The organism is Citricoccus nitrophenolicus (assembly GCF_047305825.1).
Classification (GTDB): domain Bacteria; phylum Actinomycetota; class Actinomycetes; order Actinomycetales; family Micrococcaceae; genus Citricoccus; species Citricoccus nitrophenolicus.
Genome location: NZ_CP063070.1, coordinates 3,007,182 through 3,024,964, shown reverse-complemented (window position 1 = coordinate 3,024,964; position 17,783 = coordinate 3,007,182). Strand labels below are relative to the sequence as shown.

At 69.7% G+C, this 17,783-nt stretch carries 17 protein-coding genes and 1 pseudogene; 2 read left to right on the top strand and 16 right to left on the bottom strand.

Annotation, left to right across the window (positions count from 1 at the left end; genetic code table 11):
• Positions 1 to 77: 77 nt before the first annotated feature.
• The 15 genes and pseudogenes from IMT31_RS13755 to IMT31_RS13685 all read right to left on the bottom strand — a co-directional run bounded on the left by IMT31_RS13755 (position 78) and on the right by IMT31_RS13685 (position 15,132).
• A complete protein-coding gene (locus IMT31_RS13755; RefSeq protein ID WP_345358190.1) occupies positions 78 to 389 on the bottom strand; it encodes a YlxR family protein in 312 nt (103 codons plus the stop codon).
• Positions 390 to 450: 61 nt separating this feature from the next.
• Entirely contained in the window at positions 451 to 1,419 is a 969-nt protein-coding gene (gene nusA / locus IMT31_RS13750; RefSeq protein ID WP_345358187.1) for a transcription termination factor NusA, read from the bottom strand.
• On the bottom strand, positions 1,420 to 2,019 hold the full coding sequence (gene rimP / locus IMT31_RS13745; RefSeq protein ID WP_345358184.1) for a ribosome assembly cofactor RimP: 600 nt from the start codon (positions 2,017 to 2,019) through the stop codon (positions 1,420 to 1,422). It abuts the gene before it with no gap.
• Positions 2,016 to 2,810, bottom strand: coding sequence for a TSUP family transporter (locus IMT31_RS13740; protein WP_413543132.1), 795 nt, complete (start codon positions 2,808 to 2,810; stop codon positions 2,016 to 2,018). The genes rimP and IMT31_RS13740 overlap by 4 nt, the downstream gene beginning before the upstream one ends.
• Before the next feature lie 19 nt (positions 2,811 to 2,829).
• Positions 2,830 to 4,608 (bottom strand): proline--tRNA ligase, encoded by a 1,779-nt coding sequence (locus IMT31_RS13735; protein ID WP_413543131.1) that lies wholly within the window; start codon positions 4,606 to 4,608, stop codon positions 2,830 to 2,832.
• 63 nt (positions 4,609 to 4,671) lie between these two features.
• On the bottom strand, positions 4,672 to 5,535 hold the full coding sequence (locus IMT31_RS13730) for a hypothetical protein (protein WP_413543130.1): 864 nt from the start codon (positions 5,533 to 5,535) through the stop codon (positions 4,672 to 4,674).
• A 62-nt stretch (positions 5,536 to 5,597) separates the two neighbouring features.
• Complete coding sequence (locus tag IMT31_RS13725) at positions 5,598 to 6,530, bottom strand: GNAT family N-acetyltransferase (RefSeq protein ID WP_413543129.1); 933 nt, start codon at positions 6,528 to 6,530, stop codon at positions 5,598 to 5,600.
• Entirely contained in the window at positions 6,484 to 7,647 is a 1,164-nt protein-coding gene (ispG, locus tag IMT31_RS13720) for a flavodoxin-dependent (E)-4-hydroxy-3-methylbut-2-enyl-diphosphate synthase (RefSeq protein WP_345358169.1), read from the bottom strand. The genes IMT31_RS13725 and ispG overlap by 47 nt, the downstream gene beginning before the upstream one ends.
• Positions 7,648 to 7,712: 65 nt before the next feature.
• The gene (locus IMT31_RS13715) at positions 7,713 to 8,651 is read right to left on the bottom strand and encodes a hypothetical protein (protein WP_413543128.1); all 939 of its coding nucleotides are present in this window, start codon (positions 8,649 to 8,651) and stop codon (positions 7,713 to 7,715) included.
• A gap of 50 nt (positions 8,652 to 8,701) precedes the next feature.
• Positions 8,702 to 9,016, bottom strand: coding sequence for a YciI family protein (locus IMT31_RS13710; protein WP_413543127.1), 315 nt, complete (start codon positions 9,014 to 9,016; stop codon positions 8,702 to 8,704).
• Between the two features lie 14 nt (positions 9,017 to 9,030).
• Positions 9,031 to 10,391 (bottom strand): annotated as a pseudogene (locus IMT31_RS13705) (M50 family metallopeptidase).
• Positions 10,392 to 10,393: 2 nt separating this feature from the next.
• Positions 10,394 to 11,632 carry a 1-deoxy-D-xylulose-5-phosphate reductoisomerase gene (gene dxr / locus IMT31_RS13700; RefSeq protein WP_413544435.1) on the bottom strand — a complete coding sequence of 413 codons (1,239 nt, stop codon included), beginning with the start codon at positions 11,630 to 11,632 and terminating at the stop codon, positions 10,394 to 10,396.
• Positions 11,633 to 11,778: 146 nt separating this feature from the next.
• Positions 11,779 to 13,338 (bottom strand): cation acetate symporter, encoded by a 1,560-nt coding sequence (locus IMT31_RS13695; RefSeq protein ID WP_345358808.1) that lies wholly within the window; start codon positions 13,336 to 13,338, stop codon positions 11,779 to 11,781.
• A 74-nt stretch (positions 13,339 to 13,412) separates the two neighbouring features.
• Positions 13,413 to 13,817, bottom strand: a complete 405-nt coding sequence (locus tag IMT31_RS13690) for a DUF485 domain-containing protein (RefSeq protein ID WP_345358796.1) — start codon at positions 13,815 to 13,817, stop codon at positions 13,413 to 13,415.
• A gap of 121 nt (positions 13,818 to 13,938) precedes the next feature.
• Entirely contained in the window at positions 13,939 to 15,132 is a 1,194-nt protein-coding gene (locus IMT31_RS13685; protein WP_413544434.1) for an acyl-CoA dehydrogenase family protein, read from the bottom strand.
• A 123-nt stretch (positions 15,133 to 15,255) separates the two neighbouring features.
• On the opposite strand from IMT31_RS13685, the gene IMT31_RS13680 reads away from it, so the two are divergent.
• Both IMT31_RS13680 and IMT31_RS13675 read left to right on the top strand, forming a co-directional pair.
• A complete protein-coding gene (locus tag IMT31_RS13680; protein ID WP_345358793.1) occupies positions 15,256 to 15,861 on the top strand; it encodes a TetR/AcrR family transcriptional regulator in 606 nt (201 codons plus the stop codon).
• A gap of 52 nt (positions 15,862 to 15,913) precedes the next feature.
• Complete coding sequence (locus IMT31_RS13675; protein ID WP_345358791.1) at positions 15,914 to 16,378, top strand: GNAT family N-acetyltransferase; 465 nt, start codon at positions 15,914 to 15,916, stop codon at positions 16,376 to 16,378.
• A gap of 12 nt (positions 16,379 to 16,390) precedes the next feature.
• On the opposite strand, the gene IMT31_RS13670 is transcribed toward IMT31_RS13675, so the two are convergent.
• On the bottom strand, positions 16,391 to 17,782 hold the full coding sequence (locus tag IMT31_RS13670) for a dihydrolipoamide acetyltransferase family protein (protein WP_413543126.1): 1,392 nt from the start codon (positions 17,780 to 17,782) through the stop codon (positions 16,391 to 16,393).
• Position 17,783 lies beyond the last annotated feature (1 nt).

Here is a 17,783-nt window from a genome sequence, read left to right as displayed (position 1 = left end):
GGCCGTGTCAAGCGGACCGTAATGACGGGTGGTGTTCATCGTTGGGCACTCATCGTGTGGTGCTCATCGGGTTTCCATCAGATCTCTGACCCGCTTTCGTTGTTGTTCCTCAGCGCCGGTGCCTCCGGTCGCGCAGCCAGCAGTCCGGCCAGGGAGGTCGCCTCCACCCGGCCTCGGAAGGCCCGGTTGAACGCGCCCCGCTTCAGGGCGGCCTGCAGGCAAGCAACGTCCGGATGGAGCCAGGCCCCTCGGCCCGGCATGCGGCGGCGCCAGTCGGGAATCACGGATCGGGGACCCGTGACTCCGTCCAGCGCCAGTCGCACCAGCTTGGTGTGGTCGTCCTTCCCCCGGCATCCGATGCAGGTGCGCACCGGGGTGTGTGCCTGCATGAACGTGCCTGCTTACGTCAGGAAGGGGAATTGGACCTCACCCAGTCTACCTCAGTCCACCTCATCCGGCGTCGCCGGCGGCGATGTCGATGCGCCAGCCCGTCAGTTTGGCGGCCAGGCGGGCGTTCTGCCCTTCCTTGCCGATCGCCAGCGAGAGCACGTCCCGCGGCACCACCACGCGGGCGGATCGGGCGGCCTGGTCCACGATCTCGACCGATGTGACCCGCGCCGGGGAGAGCGAGGAGGAGATGAACTTCGCCGGGTCCTCACTGAAGTCCACGATGTCGATCTTCTCGTCGTTCAGTTCACTCATGACCGCACGGACGCGCGATCCCATCTCCCCGATGCAGGCGCCCTTGGCGTTGATGCCGGGCTGGGTGGCCTTGACCGCCATCTTGGTGCGGTGACCGGCCTCACGCGCCAGGGCCAGGATCTCCACGGAACCATCGGCGATCTCGGGGACCTCCATTTCGAAGAGCTTGCGGACGAGCCCGGGGTGGGAGCGCGAGAGCGTGACGGAGGGGCCCTTGAGCCCGCGATGCACGTCCACCACATAGGCGCGCACCCGCTGCCCGTGGGAGTAGTCCTCGCCCGGAACCTGCTCCGGCGGTGGCAGGACGGCCTCCACCGTCCCCAGGTTGACCTGGATCATGTGGGGATTGCTGCCCTGCTGGATGAGTCCGGAGAGGATCTCGCCCTCGCGGCCCTTGAAATGGCCCAGGACGTTGTCGTCCTCCTCGTCCCGCAGACGCTGGAGGATGATCTGCCGGGCGGTGGACGCGGCGATGCGGCCGAACCCCTGCGGAGTGTCGTCGAACTCGCCGATCTCCTGGCCGGCCTCGTCCGTCTCGGTGGCCCAGATGGTCACATGACCGGACTTGCGGTCAATCTCCGCGCGGGCCCTCGACAGGGCTCCGGGAGACTTGTGATAGGCGATCACCAGGGCCTGTTCGATGGTGGGAACGAGCCGGTCCAGGGGGATCTCGCGCTCCGTCTCAAGCATCCGCAGGGCGCTCATATCGATGTCCACTCAGACCTCCGTCTTCAGTTCTCCAGTGGCGGCACCGGCGCCGCCGCGGGTCAACTCTACCTGCACGGTGGCCGGACCCAGTCGAGCGTAGGGATGCCGTTCCGGATCCCCCACCTTCGCCGGCATCCCCTTCTTGGCCCCAGGCCTCACCGGCACCAGCACGACGCCGGCCTCGTCCGCGGACTGGATTCGCGCGGTCAGTGCGGGGCTGGGTTCAGCCGCCGCCGGCTCTCCGCCGCCGGTCTCGGTGGCCGCCAGGATCTGAACCGTCACCAGGCGCCCCACGTTCCGCCGCCAGTGGCGCGGTTCCGTCAGCGGGCGGGAGACCCCAGGGGTCGAGACCTCGAGCTGGTATGGGGCGGTGCCGAGGCCGGGCAGGTCTTCCCCCGCCGCGTCCAGAGCCACGGAGACGGCACGGGTCGCCTCGGCCAGTTCGTCCAGGTCCAGACCCTCGGTGCCCTCGGAGCGGTCGACGACGACGGTCAGGACCCGCTGCTCGGGCTCGCCGCCCACGGTGGTCGATTCCAGGTGCAGTCCGAGCGGGCCGACGGCGGCGGAGACCAGCGCGTCCAGTCCGGCGGAGTCAGGAGAGGTGTTCATGGGGTCCATTCCACCACGAGGTCGAAGCCGAGCTTGACGATCAGCACGAACACCACCACGAGGAACACGATCCGGATGAAGCCGGAGCCGCGCCGGATGGCCATCCGAGCGCCCAGGTAGCCGCCGATCATGTTCGCCACGCCGAGGATCAGGCCCAGTCCCAGCAGGATGTGCCCGGAGGGCAGGAAGAACAGGATGGCCCCGAGGTTCGTGAAGAGGTTCACGATCTTGGCCTTGGCCGAGCCCTGCAGGAAGTTGTAGCCCAGGATCGCCACGAGGGAGATCACCAGGAAGGTTCCGGTGCCCGGTCCGAGGACGCCGTCGTAGAAGCCGATCACCAGGCCGATGACCAGGGCCACCGCGAGGTGCCGCCGTCCGCAGTAGCGCAGCCCGGACTCCCGGCCGAGCTGCGGCCTGACGGCCGTGAAGACGGCCACGCCGATCAGGGCCAGGACGATGACCGGCTTGATGACCTCGGCCGGCAGCAGGGTCGCCACGATCGCCCCACCGAAGCTTCCCACCAGGGCGACCACCGCCACCGGCAGTGCGGTCCGCAGGTCCGGGTGCACGCGCCGGTAGTAGGTGATGGCGCTCGTGGTGGTCCCGAAGACTGACCCCAGCTTGTTGGTGGCCAGCGCCTGGACGGGGGTGATCCCGGGCACCATCAGCAGCACGGGCAGCTGCAGCAGCCCTCCCCCGCCCACCACGGCGTCGATCCATCCGGCGGCGAACCCGGCCAGGACCACCAGCGCCAGCGTGGCGAGGGTGATGTCCTCGAGGCCGGTCAGCACGGCGTCACCCGGCCGCCCGTCAGCCCGCGCGGACGATGCGCGCGACGGTCTCGGCCGCGGCGGTCACCTCGACGTTCGTGGCCTGACCCGTCTCGCGGTCCTTGACCTCGACGACGCCCTCGGCCAGGCCGCGGCCGACCACCACGGAGGTGGGAATGCCGATGAGTTCGACGTCCGAGAACTTCACGCCGGCGGAGACCTTCTTGCGGTCGTCGAACAGCACCGTCAGGCCCAGGGCCTCGACCTCGGCCACGAGCTGCTCGGCGGCGGCGAAGATCTCCTCGCCCTTGCCCGTGGCCACCACGTGGACATCTGCCGGGGCCACGGCGCGGGGCCAGGCCAGCCCCTTCTCGTCATGGTGCGATTCGGCCAGGGCGGCGACGGCACGCGTGACACCGATGCCGTAGGAGCCCATGGTCACCACCACCTGCTTGCCGTTCTCGTCCAGGACCTTCAGGTCCAGCGCCTCGGCGTACTTGCGCCCGAGCTGGAAGATGTGGCCCATCTCGATCCCGCGGCGGGTGTGCAGCGGTCCGGAACCGTCCGGTGCCGGATCCCCCTCCTGGACCACGGTGGCCTCGACGACCCCGTCCCAGGAGAAGTCGCGGCCGGCCACCAGGCCGAAGACATGCTGCTGTGGGGCGTTGGCGCCGGTGATCCAGGCGGTGCCGGTGGCGATGCGCGGGTCCACGAGGAACGGCAGTCCGGATTCGTTGTTGGGGCCGATGTAGCCCTTGACCAGGGACGGATGCCCGGCGAGGTCCTGATCGGTGGCCTGCTCCACGCCGGGCTCCCCGGCCACCTCGAGCACGGCACCGATTCCGGCCTCGAGCCGCTTGAGGTCCACGTCCCGATCGCCGGGGACTGCCACGATGAACTGGCGCCGCTCCGCGCCGTCCAGCACTGCGGTGAGCACCACGCATTTGAGGGTGTCCGCGGCAGACCAGTCGCGGTCCTGACGCGGCACCATCTGGTTGGAGACGTCCACGAGGGCGGCGATCGTGGTGGAGTCCGGGGTGTCCTTGACCTCGGCTGCGGGCAGCGCGGCGATCGCCGCCTCGTCCAAGGGCTCGGGGGCGACCGTGGTGACGGCCTCGACGTTGGCGCGGAAGCCGGCGTCGGACTCCACGAAGGTGTCCTCGCCGATCGGAGAGGGGTGCAGGAATTCCTCGGACCGCGAGCCGCCCATGGCCCCAGCCTGCGCCCGCACGGGGACGACCTCCAGTCCCAGCCGGGCGAAGATCCTCAGGTAGGCGCCCCGGTGGTCCGCGTAGGCCTGGTCCAGGCCGGCGTCGTCCACGGTGAAGGAGTAGGAGTCCTTCATGATGAACTCGCGCACCCGCAGCAGGCCGGCGCGGGGCCGGGCCTCATCCCGGAACTTCGTCTGGATCTGGTAAAGGTATGCCGGCAGGTCCTTGTAGGACGAGTAGTGGTCCTTGACCAGGAGGGTGAACATCTCCTCGTGCGTGGGGGCCAGCAGGAAGTCTGCCCCCTTGCGGTCCTGGACACGGAACAGGGCGTCACCGTACTCCTCCCAACGGCCGGTGGCCTCGTAGGGCTCCTTGGGCAGCAGCGCCGGGAACTGGACCTCCTGACCGCCGATCGCGTCCATCTCCTCCCGCACGATCTGCTCGACCCGGTTCTTCACGCGAAGCCCCAGCGGCAGCCACGTGTAGGCCCCGGGACCGGAACGCCGGATGTAGCCGGCACGGACGAGCAGCTTGTGGCTGGCCACCTCGGCGTCGGCCGGATCGTCACGCAGGGTGCGCAGGAAGAGGGTGGACAGGCGCAGGGGCACGTCGGGGCTCCGTTCGAAGGGGGTGTTGGTGTGGTTCGTGAGGTGGTCGGGTGACCGAGGGACCTAGCCGTCGAGCTCAGCGCGCAGGTCGTCGATGAGCTCCACGCCCTCGGCCGCGGACTTCGGCTCGTCACCCGCCGCGGTGCCGGCGAAACTGATCAACCGCTCGCCGTCCTGGACGTAGACGGTGGTCGTGGTGGTGTCTCCGGAGCCCGCCGGCAGGGAGGCTCCCTCCAGGGACACGGTGGTGCCGGTGGTGACGGCCAGGGTGGCGTCACCGGCCGCCTCCACTTCTTCGACCTCCATGCTGGCCTCGGCGCTCATGCCCTCGGCCATCTCCAGGGTGAAGCTCGGGCAGGCCTCTGCGGTCTCCTCCGCGGCGGCCACTGCCGCCGCGGCAGCCGCCGCATCCGGGTACGCGGTGACGCTGAGCATGTCCGAGGTGGCCCCGCCGGTCTCGGTGGTCTCCACCACCACGCCGCCGGTCAGCTCCGTGCCCTCGGGCAGTTCGCCGGTGGCGGCTGCCTGCCCTTCCGGCCCGCACTCCGCCGGGGTGATGGTGACGCCCTCGGCCAGCCCCTGAGTGGACTTCTGCAACTCCTCGAGCTGACTGCCGGAGACGATCTGGGCCTCGTCGCCGAGCACCGACTTCAGAGCCGCCTCCACGTCCCCGGCATCCCCGGCGTCATCTGCTGTCCCCGCCGACCCGGTTGCGGAGGCCGGCGCGGACGCGCTGGGCGATGCGCTGGACGGGGACTCGTCGGACGGGGACGGAGCAGCCGATTCGCTGCTGGCCGGGGCGCTGGAGGAGGCGTCCGGGCCGGCGTCGCCGGAATCGCCACATGAGGCCAGGGTGAGCGTGAGGAGGCCGAGTCCGGCGGCAACGGGGAGTGTGGAGGCTCGAAGTCTGCGGTGCTGGCGGTTCATGTCTGGTCCCCCTGTGGATGCTGCCGGTGTTCCCGTCTGGCTAGGAAAAGCATAGGTCACCGTCAGAGCAATACCGTGGCGAAGGTGCCGACCTGTTCGAACCCCACCGTCCGGTAGGTGCGCAGGGCGACCGTGTTGAAGCCGTTGACGTAGAGGCTGACCCGGGGGGCGATGCCGCGGGCGTGTTCGGCCACGGCCGCCATGGCGGGCGCCGCCAGCCCACGGCCCCGGTGCTCCGGTGCCACCCACACGCCCTGGATCTGCGAGCAGTGGGCGGACACCACTCCCAGATCGGCCTTGAAGCGGACCTGCCCGGTCTCGTCCAGGTCCACGAGGGACCAGCCGTTGCGGATCAGGTCCTCCACGCGCAGCCGGTACTGCACGGCCCCATTCTGCAGGGGTGAGAAGCCGAGCTCCTCCTCGAACATGGCCACGCAGGCGGGCAGCACCGCCGAGAACTCCTCCTGGCGGGCCGGACGAACCCGGGGAGAGGGCTCCACCGCGGGCTTGCCGGGCAACACCATGAGCGGCTGGTCATCACGGATCTGGCGGGCCTGCTGGGGGCCACGGGACAGCTCCCGCCACAGGTGCATCACGGCCTCCCGCGGGCCGTAGACCGAGGCGAACCGACGGTGCAGGGCGGTCAGGGCCACCCCGAACAGGGCACCGGAGTCCGCGTCCGCACCGATGGGAACCACGTTCGCCCCGACCCAGCAGGCCGCCTCCAGGGCACCGGGACGGCCCAGGGTGGCCGGCGAGCCGGCACCGGAGATGCCCAGGAACAGGGAGCCGCCGGACCGTACGGGAGAGGCGTCCCTCCCCTTCTCCAGCATGGACTCCACGAAGCAATTCGCCACCGGGTCGGTGGCTGCCAGGGCAGTGAGCGCAGTGGTGTCGGCGTGGCTCAGGACGCGAACGGTGCCGCCGGTGGCCCGGCGGACGGCATCGTCAGGAGACGGTGACCACGGGCGCGCCCTGGACAGGATTCTGGCCATCAGCACCCTCCCCGCCTTCCTGGAACCCGGACTCCGCGGCGATCCGGCGGGCCTCGGCCAGCAGGGTCTCCACGATCTGATCCTCCGGCACCGTCTTGACCACCTCGCCCTTGATGAAGATCTGTCCCTTGCCGTTGCCGGAGGCCACCCCGAGGTCCGCCTCGCGGGCCTCGCCCGGCCCGTTGACCACGCAGCCCATGACGGCCACCCGGAGCGGGATGGTCAGATCCTTCAGCCCCTCGGTGACCTCGTCGGCCAGCGAGTAGACATCCACCTGGGCCCGTCCGCAGGAGGGGCAGGACACGATGTCCAGCTTGCGCTCGCGCAGGTTCAGCGACTGAAGGATCTGCAGGCCGACCTTGACCTCCTCCACCGGCGGGGCGGACAGGGAGACGCGGATGGTGTCCCCGATGCCCTGACCCAGCAGGTAGCCGAACGCGGTGGCCGACTTGATGGTGCCCTGGAAGGCGGGGCCGGCCTCGGTCACGCCGAGGTGCAGCGGCCAGTCGCCGCGCTCGGCCAACAGCTCGTAGGCCTGGGACATGATCACCGGGTCATTGTGCTTGACGGAGATCTTGAAGTCACGGAACCCGTGTTCCTCGAAAAGGGACGCCTCCCAGACAGCCGATTCGACGAGCGCCTCCGGGGTGGCCTTGCCGTACTTCTTCAACAGGTCGGGGTGCAGCGAGCCCGCGTTGACTCCGATCCGGATGGAGGTCCCGTGGTCCGAGGCGGCCTGGGCGATCTCCTTGACCTGATCGTCGAACTTCCGGATGTTGCCCGGATTCACGCGCACCGCGCCGCAACCGGCCTCGATGGCCGCGTAGACGTACTTGGGCTGGAAGTGGATGTCCGCGATCACCGGGATGGTGGACTGCTTCGCGATGATCGGCAGGGCCTCGGCGTCCTTGTCCGTGGGACAGGCCACTCGCACGATGTCACAGCCGGCTGCCGTCAGCTCGGCGATCTGCTGCAGCGTGGCGCCGATGTCATGCGTCTTGGTGGTGGTCATGGTCTGGACCGAGACCTGATGGTCCGAGCCCACACCGATCCTGCCGACATGCAGCTGCCGCGTCTGCCGGCGTGGGGCCAGTACGGGCGGTGGTGCGGCGGGCATGCCAAGGCTGACGGGCACTTCAGAGCTCCTGGTGCGGTTCGGGGAGAGGTTCCTTGCGTCCCAGTCTACTGGTACGAGATGAACCAGGGCTGGGGCGAGACCTCCGTCATGGTCCGCTCGGGGGTGAAGGTCGGCGAGTCCTCGTCGATGAAGTTCTTCCACCCCAGGCGCATCCCGGACGGCAGGTCCTCCTTCAGGGAACGCCACGTCTCGAGCTTTTGTTCCGCCGAGCCGTTGCCGTCCGCATGCACCATGAGCACCAGGCCCTCGCGTTCGGCCACCTCGGCACGGTCTGGGATCATCCGGGTCTGGAACTGGTGCAGGATCACGAGCTTCTCCGGGAGCTCGTGCTCTGCCACGAGGTCCGCGAGCCACGCGGTGGTCTCGTTGATCTCCGCCGCCAAGACCCGGCCGACCTGTTCCTTGTGGCGATGGCCGGGCTCCAGCCGCCACTCGGGGTCCAGGGCCAGTCCCACGTGCGGCAGCAGCAGCAGCGCCTCGAGGGCCTTTGCCTGGGTGGTGAAGTCCTCGGTCCCGGGCTGCAGGTCCAGCACCACATAGGTGTCCGCCTCGCCGGCGGCCTCGACCCACGCGGCCAGTTGTTCGGCATCCACCGGGGACGTGTAGTCCCCCGTGGGGCCCGGGGCGGCACTGGCCACGGTGGCGATGATCTCGAAGGCCGGGATCACCGGCTCCTCGCTGAAGGGCGCGTACTCCTCAGCCAACTCCGCAGCGCGCTGCAACGCGGCGTCCACGTCCTGCTCCCCCAACAAGCCCAGCGAGCCGGTCCCCGGGGTACCGTACAGCGCCACCATCCGGCGTCCGGGGAAGAGGGTGGAGCCGCCCCCGGGGAGTTCCGGGCCCGGCGTCGGGGTGGGCGTGGGGCTCGGCGTTGCGGTGCCCGACGACGGCCCGGCGCCCGGATCCGACGCCCCACCGGGGCCCGGCGCCGGGGTACAGGCGGCCAGTGCGGCGAGGGTGCCGGCCCCGGTGATCCCGGTCAACAGGTGGCGGCGGTTCAGGGAGCCACGGTGCGCCGGTGCGCGTCCGATACTCAGGCCCCGTTCCCGCGGATGGCGGCCGCGCGGTCACCCACCGCGCACGACCATTCGTGGACATCGGTGGAGGCGATCAGCCCGTGGTGCTTGAAGGGGTCCCCGTCCAGCAGGTCCAGGACGGACCCGGAGTCCTCCGCCTTGACCAGCAGCAGGGCCGCGGCCGGATCGTCCACGTAGGCGCCGGCAGCCACCATGGCGGACCCGAGGCTGACCAGGAACTCGCGGTGTGCGGCGCGGTGGACATCCCGCTGGTCCGAGAGCCCGGGGACGTAGTTGTAGTGGACGGCGAAGATCTTCTGTGGTTCGGCCATGGGGCCAGCCTAGGTCAGAAGATCCGGATGGGATCCACGATGTCCGCGATGATCAACAGCACGCCCATGCCCAGCAGGGCGATGCCGACCACATAGGTCAGCGGCAGCAGCCGGGCGATGTCGAAGACCCCGGGATCCTTGCGCCGAGTGAGCTTGGCCCAGCCGCGCCGGATGGACTCCCACAGGGCACCGGCCACATGGCCGCCGTCCAGCGGCAGCAACGGGATGAGGTTGAACACCATCAGGGCCACGTTCACCCCGGCCACCAGGGAGAGCAGCAGTGAGGCCTTGTCCTGGATCGGCACGTCCTCCAGCGCGGCGGCCTCACCCGCGATGCGGCCCACGCCGACCACGGACATCGGCCCGTTGGGGTCCCGCTCGGCCGGACCGAACACGGCGACGGCGGTCTCCCACAACTTCACCGGCAGGACCACCACCACGTCAGCGGTGCCTTGAGCTGCTGGCCCATCACGCCGAAGGTGGCGGTGACCGGCTGCGGCACGTTCTCGACCTGCGAGCCCATGCCGACGAATCCGACCTCCTCCGTCCGGGCGCTGCCGTCCGGGTTGCTCTGCGGCCTGCCGCTGGAGTCCGTGACGGGACGTTCGGTCAGCTCCGGGGTGATGGTGCCGGTCATCTCGGCACCATCCCGTTCCCAGGTGATGGCGGTGGGCTGGCCGGCGCGTTCCCTGATGGCCCCGGAGAGTGAGTCCCAGCCGTCCACGGGCACGCCGTTGAACGCGGTGACCGTGTCCCCGGGTTCCAGGCCGGCCTCGTAGGCCGGGGCGGGCGGGTCCGAGGGCTCGCAGGCCTCGGCGCCCTCCTGCCCGGCGGGGGCCCGTTCCTGTTGGGCGGCCGCGGGGACCACGCAGCGGAACACCTCGGACACGGTGGTCGTGGCGGTGGCGACCCCCGTGGAGGTGACGAGGATGGCCGTCAGCACGAAGGCGATGACGAGGTTCATGAACGGGCCACCGAGCATGATGATGATCCGCTTCCACACGGGCAACGAGATGAACATGCGCTTCTCGTCGCCCGGCTGCAGCTCCTCGGCGGAGATCTGGCGGGCATCCGAGGCCATCTGCTGGAACAGGCCGGTGCTGGCGCTGCGGGGCCGCTCCCCCTGCTCGGGGTGTTCGGGCGGGTACATCCCCACCATGGAGACGTAGCCTCCCAGCGGGATCGCCTTCACCCCGTACTCGGTCTCACCGCGCCTCCGGGACCAGACCGTGGGCCCGAACCCGACCATGTACTGGGTGACTCGTACGCCGAAGAGCTTGGCGGGGACCAGGTGGCCGATCTCGTGCAGGGCGATCGAGAGCGCGATGCCGACGGCCACGGCCAGGACGCCGATGATGAACCACAGGACCTCCATGCTCAGAGGCCTCCTGCCGGCCGGCCGGTGGGTGCCGCGCCCCAGCGCCGGCGCGCGGCGGCCCGGGCCCAGTCCTCGGCGGCGGCGAGCGCCGTGAGGCTCAGCGACTCCCCGCCCAGCACGGCGGCCGGGTCGTAGTCCTCCACGGCGGCCCGCACGGTGTCGACGATGTCGGTGAAGCCGATCCGCCCGGCGTGGAAGGCCTCCACTGCCTCCTCGTTGGCCGCGTTGTAGACGGCCATGTGCGTGGTGGAGGACGCTGCGGCCTGCTTGGCCAGGCGGACCGCGCCGAACGCATCCTCGTCCAGCGGCTCGAAGGTCCAGGTGGCCGCCCGGGTCCAGTCCACTGCGGCCGCGGCGCCGGGCACGCGGTGCGGCCAGCCGATCCCGAGGGCGATCGGCAGGAGCATGCTCGGCGGGGAGGCCTGGGCGATCGTGGAGCCGTCCGTGAACTCGACCATGGAGTGCACGATCGACTGGGGGTGGACCACCACGTCGATGTCCCCCAGGGGCACATCGAACAGCAGGTGGGCCTCGATGACCTCGAGGGCCTTGTTCACCATGGAGGCCGAGTTGGTGGTGACGACCCGGCCCATGTCCCAGGTGGGGTGGGCCAGAGCCTCGGCCGGCGTGACGGTGGCCAGCTGGTCCCGGGTGCGGCCACGGAAGGGGCCCCCGGAAGCCGTGAGCACCAGCCGGCGCACCTCGGCAGCAGACCCCGAGCGCAGGGCCTGCGCCAGGGCGGAGTGCTCGGAGTCGACCGGGACGAGCTGGCCGGGGGCGGCAGCCTGCTTCACCAGGCTCCCACCCACGATCAGCGATTCCTTGTTGGCCAACGCCAGCAGGTGCCCGGCCTGCAGTGCCGCGAGCGTGGGTGCCAGGCCGATGGACCCGGTGATCCCGTTGAGCACGACGTCGGCCCCCTCCCAGGCGGCGACCTCGGCCGCCGCGGTGGGACCCGAGTACAGCTGCGGGCTGGGCGCCTGGACGCCGGCCTGGCGGGCGGCCGTCGCGATGGCCTCGGCCAGCTCGTCCGTGCTGGCCGTGGCACTGCCGACCGCGCCGGCACCCGTGGCGACGGCCTGGCGGGCCAGCAGAGCGGTGTTGGAGCCGCCGGAGAGTCCGGCCACCTCGAAGCGGTCCGGTGCGGCCGCGATGACGTCGAGGCCCTGGGTCCCGATCGAACCGGTGGAGCCGATCAACGTGACCCGGCGGGGCGCGGAGGAGCCGGCGTCGGGCAGGAAGGGCGGAACAGGCTGGCGGGGCGCTTCGGAGGTCACCGGTCCATTATGGCCGGATGCACTGGGAGGATTCTCCACGACCCGGGCACCGCGACGGCGGCCGGCGGACCACACAGGTCCTCCGGCCGCCGTCGTTCCCCTCGCGACTAGTGGTCCACCGCCTTCTCGGCGCCGACGCCGGTGAGGGAGCGCACCTCCATCTCGGCCTGCTTGACCGGGTCCTCCGTGCGCCGGTCCAGCTTCGAGCCGACGAAGCCGAGCACGAACGCCAGCGGGATCGAGACGATGCCCGGGTTCTTCAACGGGAACCAGGCGAAGTCTGCACCCAGGATCATGGACGTGTCCGTGCCGGAGACCACCGGGGAGAAGGCGATCAGGATGATTGCCGCGCCGAGGCCGCCGTACATCGACCACTGCGCGCCCCGGGTGGTGAACCCCTTCCAGAACAGCGAGTAGAGGATGGTCGGCAGGTTGGCCGAGGCGGCCACCGCGAAGGCGAGCGCCACCAGGAAGGCGACGTTCTGCCCCTGGGCGCCGATGCCACCGATGATCGCCAGGACGCCGATGACCACCACGGTGCGCCGGGCGATCTTGACCTCCTTCTCCGGACTCGTCTTGCCCTTGGCCAGGACGTTCGCGTAGACGTCGTGCGCGAACGAGGCGGCCGCGGTGATCGTCAGCCCGGCCACGACGGCGAGGATCGTGGCGAAGGCCACGGCCGAGATCAGCCCCAGCAACAGCGGCCCACCGAGTTCGAAGGCCAGCAGCGGGGCCGCCGAGTTGACGCCGCCCGGTGCATTGTTGATCCGCTCCGGGCCGATCAGGGCGCCGGCGCCGTAGCCCAGCACCAGGGTGAAGAGGTAGAAGGCGCCGATGAGCACGATCGCCCAGACCACGGACCTGCGGGCCTCCTTGGCCGTCGGCACCGTGTAGAAGCGCATCAGCACGTGCGGCAGGCCGGCGGTGCCGAGGACGAGGGCCAGGCCCAGGGACAGGAAGTCGAGCTTGGTGACCTCGCTGATTCCGTACTGCAGGCCTGGATCGAGGATGGCTGCGCCCTCCGGGCTGAGCTCCACGGCCGCACCGAGCAGGGCGGAGAAGTTGAAGCCGAACAGGGCCAGGACCCAGATGGTCATGATGAAGGCCCCGGCGATCAGCAGGCAGGCCTTGATGATCTGCACCCAGGTGGTGCCCTTCATCCCGCCGATCAGCACATAGACGATCATCAGCGCGCCCACGATCGCGATGACCACGGACTGGCCCAGCCGCTCGTCGATGCCCAGCAGGAGGGAGACGAGGGCTCCGGCGCCGGCCATCTGGGCCAGCAGGTAGAAGAGGCAGACCATGAGTGTCGTCAGGGCGGCGGCGATGCGGACCGGGCGCTGGCGCAGCCGGAAGGACAGCACATCCGCCATCGTGAACTTGCCCGTGTTGCGCAACAGCTCGGCCACCAGCAGCAGTGCCACCAGCCATGCCACGAGGAAACCGATCGAGTACAGGAAGCCGTCATAGCCGTTGATGGCGATGGCCCCCACGATTCCGAGGAAGGACGCGGCCGAGAGGTAGTCCCCGGCGATCGCCGTGCCGTTCTGGGTACCGGTGAAGGACCGGCCGCCGGCGTAGTAGTCGGCCGCGGTCTTGGTGTTCTTGGAGGCCCGCAGGACGATGACGAGGGTCACCGCCACGAACAGGCCGAAGATGGTCATGTTGAGCCAGGGTTCACCGACGTTGGTGCCCTCGGTGGTGGCCGTGAGCAGGGGGGCCGGCAGGGAGAGGGCGTTCACTTCTGGCCTCCGTCGGTCGGGTTGCCGGAGCCGGACAGGCTCTGGTTGGCGATGCTCGCGTCCAGGGCCTCGAGTTCCTCACGGATGTCCGTGGCCCGAGGATCCAGCTTCTTGTTGGCGAAGGCCACGTAGAGCCCCGTGATGACGAAGGTCGAGACGAACTGGGCCAGGCCGATGATCAGGCCCAGGTTGATGTTGCCGATGACCTTGATGGACATGAACTCCGGCGCGTAGGCCGCGAGGATCACGTACAGGAAGTACCAGACGATGAAGACCACGGTCCAGGGGAAGACGAAGCTGCGATGCGTACTGCGTAGCTCCTGGAACTGCGGTGTGGACTGGACGGCTCGGAAATCGACGTGGCCGTTGTCGGCCAGGTCAGGATGTGGTGTTGAAGACACATATCCCCCTGTCTGTGTGGTGCCGAATGGCTACCCGCGAGTATGACTCGCTCATACTAGGGGACAGTGACCCTGATCACACCCCTGCGGGCCGGAAAGGTTTCCGCAGGGACACGATCCGTCACAGACCGAGCGAACGTGCGATCAGCATCAGCTGGACCTCGGTGGTGCCCTCACCGATCTCCAGGATCTTCGAGTCGCGGTAGTGGCGCGCCACGAGGGACTCGTTCATGAATCCGTAGCCGCCGAACACCTGCGTGGCGTCCCGGGCGTTGTCCATGGCCGCTTCACCTGCCACCAGCTTGGCGATGGCTGCCTCGGTCTTGAAGGGCTTGCCCGCGAGCATCTTGTGGGCCGCCTCGTAGTAGGCCAGCCGGGCCGCGTGCGCCCGTGCCTGCATCCGGGCGATCTTGAAGGAGACGGCCTGGTTCTTGCCGATGGCCTGGCCGAAGGCCGTGCGCGTCTGCGCATAGGCGATGGACTCGTCCACGCACCCTTGGGCCGCCCCCGTGGACAGCGCCGCGATGGCGATTCGCCCCTCGTCCAGGATGGAGAGGAAGTTCGCATAACCGCGGCCACGATCCCCCAAGAGGTTGCCCTCGGGGACCTTGGCCCCGTCGAAGAACAGCGGATGGGTGTCCGAGGAGTTCCACCCCATCTTGTCGTAGGCACCACCCACCGTGAACCCCGGGGTGTCCGAGGGAACCAGGATGGTGGAGATCTCCTTCGCCGGTGCCCCGTCCCGCCCCTGACGCTCCCCGGTCACGGCGGTGACCGTGACGAGCCGGGTGATGTCCGTGCCGGAGTTGGTGATGAACTCCTTGGCCCCGTTCACGGTCCAGGTCCCGTCCGCCAGGGTGGCCGTGGTCTGGGTGCCACCGGCATCGGACCCCCCATTGGGCTCCGTCAGTCCGAAGCCGGCCAGGGCCTTCGCCGTGACCAGCTGCGGCAGCCACTGGCTCTTCTGCTCCTCGGTGCCGAATCGATGGATCGGCATGGCCCCGAGTGAGACCCCGGCCTCCAAGGTGATGGCCACGGACTGGTTCACCCGGCCCAGCTCCTCCAGAGCCAGGGCCAGCGCGAAGTAGTCGCCACCCATGCCGCCGTACTCCTCGGGAAAGGGCAGCCCGAAGAGCCCCATCTCGCCCATCTGCCGGGTGATCTCATAGGGGAACTCATGACGGGCGTCCAGCTCCGCGGAGACCGGCGCCACCACCTCGTCGGCGAACTCGCGGACGGTGGCCACCAGATCACGGTAGTCCTCGTCCAGCTCCGGTCCGGCCAGCCCCAGACCTGACGAGGCGGAGTGATTCATGGTGCTCATGGTGTATCCCATCTGAGTGAATGTTCATTAACTGAAGTTATGCTGAGATGGTATTCACCCTCCCGGCCCGTTGTCCACCAACGGGCCGGCCCGTTCGACCTCGACCAGGACGCGATGACCACTGAGCAGACCGCACGCGCCACCGCCAAGGCGGATCGCCGCCAGGCCCTCCTCCAGGCTGCGGCCCACCTCTTCGCCGAACGGGGTTACACCTCCGTGCGGCTTGAGGACCTCGGGGCCGCCTGCGGGATCAGCGGGCCCGGCGTCTACCGTCATTTCCCGGGCAAGAACTCCGTGCTCGGAGAACTCCTGCTACAGGTCAGCCGGGACCTGCTCGGCGGGGCACAGCAGGTGGTGGCCCGGGAGGGAACCGCCCATGGCACGCTCACCGCCCTGGTGCGGTTCCAGGCGGAGTTCGCCGTGGCCCACCGGGACGTCATCGCGGTGCAGGACCGGGAGATGCGACACCTTCAGGCGCAGGCGCGCGCCGAGGTGGTCCGGCTGCAAAGGGCGTACATCGGCCTGTGGGCCGGAGAGCTGGTCCGAGCGCATCCCGACGAGGACCATGACACGGCCGTCTTCCGGGCCCAGGCCGCCTTCGGACTGTTGAACTCCACGCCCCACTCGGTCCGCCGCTCGCCGGCCGAACAGTCCGGCCGGAGCACCCTGTTGGAACGGATGGCGCTGGCCGCCCTGCTGGCCGGTCCGGTGGACGGTTAGGATTCCACGTACAGTGTGATGGCCACACCGTGACGAGGAGGTCACCATTTCCGTGCAACTTCGTGAAGTCCGGTCCGATGACCTGGACTACTTCTTTGAGCATCAGCAGGACCCCGAGGCGAACCTGATGGCCGCCTTCGCGCCCCGCAACCCACAGGACCGCGGCGTCTTCGACTACCACTGGTCGCTGCTGCTGGAGGATCCCGCCACCCGGGTCCGGACCATCGAGCAGGACGGCCAGGTGGCGGGAGCCGTGGTGGTCTCCGGCATCGGCACCGAACCGGAGGTCTCGTTCTGGACCGCCCGCGAGTTCTGGGGTCAGGGGATCACCACCTCGGCCGTCGACGCCCTGCTGGAGGCCTTCACCGAACGCCCCCTGCGCGCGCACGTCCCGGCCGACAACATCGGCTCGCAGAAGATCCTGACCCGCCGCGGCTTCTCCGTGGTGGGCGAGGACAAGACCTTCTCCAACGCCCGTTCCGAGGTGGTCACCGAGCTGGTCATGCAGCTCGGCTAGATCAGGGCTCGGCTAGAACAGGGCCAGCGCCATCCCCGGACGGCGCAGCACGGCGCCCACGTCCGCCAGGAACCGTGAGCCCTGCTCGCCGTCCACCAGTCGGTGGTCGAAGGACAGGGACAGGGTCATGACCTGCCGCAGTGCGATCTCCCCGTGGTGTTCCCACGGCATCCGCCGGACCTGGCCGAGGGCGAGGATGCCGGCCTCCCCGGGATTGATGATCGGCGTCCCGGCATCCACCCCGAAGACCCCCACGTTGGTCAGGGTGAACGTCCCTCCGGTCAGCTGGCCGGGCTGCAGGGCGCCTTCCCGTGCCACGTGGGTCAGTTCGTTGAGTCGCTCCGCCAGCGCGGCCAGGTCCAGGGCCTGGGCATCGGTGATGTTCGGCACCATGAGCCCCCGCGGCGTGGCCGCCGCGATGCCCAGGTTCACGTAGTTCTGCCGCAGGATCCTTCCGTGGTCCCCATCCCAACGGGCATTCAGCTCCGGGGTGCGCTCCAGCGCCAGACACGCCGCGCGGGCCACGAGGGTCAACGGGGTCAGCTTCAGCTCCCGGAAGTCCCGGTGACGCCTCAACTCCTCCAGCAGCTCCATGGACTCCGTCACGTCCACCGTCAGGAACTCGGTCACGTGCGGCGCGCTGAAGGCGCTGGCCGTCATGGCCGCTGCCGTCGCCTTGCGCACCGAGCGGATCGGTTCCTCCTCCGTGCGCGGCCGCCCCCCGAGGGTGCGAACGCCGGGTTCCGGAGCGGCAGCCGCCCCCGAGCCCGGCGCCGGCCCGGAGCCTTCCGCGGCCCGCTGGACGTCCTCGCGGGTCACCACTCCCCCGGTCCCGGTACCGGAGAGCCCGGACAGGTCGACCCCCAGGTCCTTCGCCAACCGACGGACCGGCGGCGTGGAGCGGGGCCGCTCAACCGTGAGCGTCGCCGTGCCGGCGGAGCCTTCCGTGGACGTGCCCACGGCGGCAGCGGTCACCGGAGCGCCTTCGGGCGGACTCGACGGCGCCGGATGTGGCGCGGCCGGGCGACCCACCCGGGTGCGCCGGGCCGGGCGGCCAGCCCCCTCCGCGGCTGCGCCGTAGCCGACCAGCGTCGGCACGCGTCCATCCGGCAGGGTGCCGGAGCCGGCGTCGTCCCCTGCGGTCGGGGCCTCCTCCGACTCGGATCCGGGCAGGTCGAAGGAGACGATCGGGGCACCGACCTGGACCACGGTGCCTGACTCTCCGTGGAGCTCGGCGATGGTCCCATCGAACGGGCTGGAGAGTTCCACCACGGCCTTGGCCGTCTCCACCTCGGCGAGCACGTCATTGACCTTCACGGCATCCCCCACGGCGACCTTCCAGGTCAGCAGCTCGGATTCGGTCAGGCCCTCACCCAGGTCGGGCAGGTTGAAGATCTTGAGCATC